Below are 3,566 nucleotides of genomic sequence, written 5' to 3'. Positions count from 1 at the left end.
CGTCCCAGTCCTCGTGCCCCGGCACGTCGTGCAGCCCCGGCCCGCCGGGCCCTCCCGGCTCGTGGCCGGGCATTTCGTGCAATCCCGGCAGCCCGTGCCCGCCCGGACCGCCGTGCCCGTGGCCGGGCATCCCGTGCCCATCCGGACCGTGGCCCGGCCCGCCCGGCTCGTGGCCGAACACGCCGTGCAGCCCCGGGCCCCCGTGCATCCCGTGGTGCAGCCCCGGCCCGTGCCCGAAGTGTCCCCCACCGAACCCGCCGAACATCCGCCCCGCTCCCGCTGACATGCGCTCTCCTCGTGTAGTCCTATCGCCGACACTCACACGATATATCGCCGTTGGATCGACGGCAACCGCACCCTCGTTCACCAGGAATTTCCCTCCCGGCCATGAATAGTTCGTTATACGCCGGGTTGTACGGGTCTTGTACGGACCGCGCCGACGCTACGGCCGAGACGTAGGACGTAGAACGAACAGGGAGAAACCGTGAACCTCACCCGGATCGCCAGAGGCCTCCTGGCCGGGCTGCTGGGGTGCGCCGCCGTGGCCGCCATCGGCACCGCCAGCGCGCAAGCCGATGTCAGCAGCACCTTGGTGTTCAACAAGAACACCGAAGGCCACGACTGCTACCGGATCCCCACCGTCGTCAAGGCGAACAACGGCGACCTGCTCGCCTTCGCCGAGGGCCGCAACGGCGGCGCCAGCTTCTGCAACGACCTCGGCGAAATCGACCTCGTCATGAAGCGCTCCAGCGACGGCGGCAAGACGTGGAGCGCGCTGCAGACGGTCATCAAGGCCAACGGCGACACCAAGGGCAACCCGGCGCCGATCGTCATCCCGGGCAGCAACCGGATCGTGCTGCTGTCCACCATGCAGTGCTACACCAACCCCGCGTGCGGCCGCGTCCCGCGCGTGTCGATCAGCGAGGACAACGGCAAGACGTGGGGCGCGCCGCGCGTGCTGACCAGCGAACTCGGGTTCGCGAGCGCCCCGGGCTGGCTCGCCACCGGGCCGTCGCACGGGATCGTGCTCACCCGCGGCGCGCACGCCGGGCGGCTCGTCGCCGGGGTCAGCTGGACGATCAGTGGCACCAACACCGGCGCGCTGGTCTACAGCGACGACCAGGGCAGCACGTGGCACCGCGGCGCGACCGACTCGCCGACCACCGCGATCAACCCGCAGGAAATCAGCGTCACCGAGCTGCTCGACGGCCGCGTGTACGCCGCCGCGCGCAACCAGGCCAACGACGGCAACAAGTGCCTGGAAGGCGGGACGCGCAACCGCGCCTTCGCGATCAGCTCGGACGGCGGCGCGAGCTTCAGCGCCAAGTTCGCCTTCGCCACCGATCTCGTCGCGCCGACCGTCCAGGGTTCGACGGCCCGGATGAGCGCCACCGACACCGGCGGCAAGTACAACCGGGTCGTGTTCGCCGCACCGTCCACTTGCGACCGTCGCAAGGAGCTGCGGGTGCACTCGTCGTTCGACGAGGGCGCGAACTGGACCGGCACCGCGGGCAGCCTGCTCGTGTGGGGCCAGGACGCGGCGTACTCCGACATGGTGCAGCTGTCCCAGTCCTCGGTCGGCGTGCTGTTCGAAGCCGGGCCGGAGTACCACGCGAACGACACGATCCGTTACGCCACGGTGACCGACGCCGCGCTGGGCGCCCCGGCCTGCGGACTCGGTTACGGCGTCATCGATTCGGCGCCGCTCGGCACGGCGGGCACGGCCTACCTGTCCTACAACGCCGCCACCGGCAAGAACTGCGTCAGCGCGATGAAGAGCGCCAACGCCGGGAAGGCCACGCAGACCTCGGCCTACCTGGAGGTCCAGGGCTCGGCGCGAGTAACCGACTCGGGCGCGTTCTCCTACTTCGCCGGCCCGGTTTCCGCGGCCGCGGCGGACAAGTGCGTGAAGTGGGGCGGCGCGGCCGACGGCCAGTCCTACGACAGCCAGTTCGAGCACTGCAGCTGAAACGGGACGAGGGGACCCGAGCCGGGTCCCCTCATTCCGTCGCCGTCAGAAACCCGAACAGCTGGCGAGCGCGAACTCGCCGGACGCGGTCGCCGTCTTGACCTCCTGGCCGTCCACGACGACCTTGCACGTCACCGTGCCGCCCGCTTCCCCGGTGCTCACGGTGAACGCGCCGATGAGGACGCCGGTGGCCTCGACGGTCTTCGTCCACGGCACGGTCGCGCCGGTTTCGGTCTTCACCGAGCCCGCCTGGTCGAACGTGCTGTAGTCGACGTCGGCGGTCTTCGCGTCGCCCGTCACCGAGTAGACGATCGTGTGGTGCTGGGTCGCCTGCTCGTTGACGTCGCCGATCGCCTTGCCGAGCACCACCACCCACAGGATGCTGACGACGAGGCCGAGCACCGACACGACGATGCCGGCGATCGAGAGCCCCTTGTTGGTGGCCTTGCCCGCCCGCACCCTGGCCAGGCCGACCGCGGACAGGATCAGCCCCAGCACCACCAGCGGCCACGCGATCACGCCGACGATCGGGATCGGCGAGAACACCAGCCCGACCAGGCCGAGGACGAAGCCCGCCGTGCCGAGGCCGTTGCGGGGCGGCGCGGCCTGCGGAGCCGGGTACTGCTGCTGGATCGGGGTGTAGTCGGTCATCGGGGTCGTGTCCTTTCGCCTTCGCTTGACGGCGAGCAGGAAACCAGCGCCCCGGGCGGCACCGCGTCGTCCGCGAGCCTCGACCCCGTACGACGAAAGTCGTCAACCGGCGGGACCCGGAGAAGCCGAACAGCTGATGGACGTCCCCCGGGTGCCTCGTAGGCTCACCGCATGGGGTCCGTGCTTCGGGTGGTGTGCACCGTGCTCGCGGTCGCGACCGGCGTGGTGAGCAGCACGATCTACGTCGCCTTGGCCAGCGCCCTGCCGGGTACGTCGGCCACGCTGATCACGGTGCTGGGCGTGCTCGCCTGGTTCGCCGGGATCGGCGCGTCCGTCATGCTGGTCTGGCGGCACCGGTGGCCGCTGCTCGTCACGGGAATCGCGCTCGTGCCGCCGTTGCTGCTGCCCGGCGAATCGCTGGCCGCGCTGATCGCCCTCGCCGCGTTCACCGCCCACCACGTCGGGTGGCGGCGGTGGGGCGCGTCGGCGCTCGTCGTGGTGGCGACCGCGCTCGCGGTGTGGCGGGACGCGAGCCGCTTCTCCGAGGTGACGATCGCCGGGACCTGGATGTCGACCGGGTCGACGCCCGCGAAGCTGACCGGCGTGGTCCTGACCGCGATCGTGTTCACCGCGATCCCGGTCACCGTCGGGGTGGTGCGGCACAGCCTGGCTGAGACGCGCCGCCGGATCGCCGAGCAGGAGGCGCTGCGCGACCAGATGGCGCGCCGCGAGGAGCAGGCCCGCATCGCCCGCGAGATGCACGACGTCCTCGGGCACCGGCTGTCCCTGCTTTCGCTGCAGGCGGGCGCCCTCGAGGTCACCGCCACCACCGCACCGGACACCGCGGCGGCGGCCAAGACCGTGCGGACCACCGCCCGGCAGTCGCTCGACGACCTGCGCCAGGTGATCGGCGTGCTGCGCGGGCCCGGGTTCGCCGGCCGCGAAG

Annotated in this window: 4 protein-coding genes; 2 read left to right on the top strand and 2 right to left on the bottom strand. The window is 71.2% G+C overall.

Annotated features, from left to right (window positions below; translation table 11 throughout):
- The coding region (locus tag G3I65_RS56815) for a hypothetical protein (protein ID WP_203612764.1) at positions 1-286 on the bottom strand (286 nt) is incomplete at its 3' end.
- A gap of 198 nt (positions 287-484) precedes the next feature.
- On the opposite strand from G3I65_RS56815, the gene G3I65_RS54485 reads away from it, so the two are divergent.
- Positions 485-1,969, top strand: coding sequence for an exo-alpha-sialidase (locus G3I65_RS54485; RefSeq protein WP_160704296.1), 1,485 nt, complete (start codon positions 485-487; stop codon positions 1,967-1,969).
- A 45-nt stretch (positions 1,970-2,014) separates the two neighbouring features.
- Here the strand turns inward: G3I65_RS54485 and G3I65_RS54480 are convergent, their stop codons facing one another.
- On the bottom strand, positions 2,015-2,620 hold the full coding sequence (locus G3I65_RS54480) for an MmpS family transport accessory protein (protein WP_160704294.1): 606 nt from the start codon (positions 2,618-2,620) through the stop codon (positions 2,015-2,017).
- Between the two features lie 171 nt (positions 2,621-2,791).
- Between G3I65_RS54480 and G3I65_RS54475 the strand changes: the two genes are divergently transcribed.
- A partial coding sequence (locus G3I65_RS54475; RefSeq protein WP_166641765.1) for a sensor histidine kinase occupies positions 2,792-3,566 on the top strand: 775 nt, incomplete at its 3' end.

The organism is Amycolatopsis sp. SID8362, from assembly GCF_010550475.1.
GTDB classification, from domain to species: Bacteria; Actinomycetota; Actinomycetes; order Mycobacteriales; family Pseudonocardiaceae; genus Amycolatopsis; species Amycolatopsis eburnea.
This window is presented reverse-complemented; position numbering and strand designations above follow the sequence as displayed.

Bases quoted from the DNA above. Each gene is read 5' to 3' on its own strand.
- G3I65_RS54480 (WP_160704294.1), bottom strand. From the start codon at position 2,620: ATGACCGACTACACCCCGATCCAGCAGCAGTACCCGGCTCCGCAGGCC.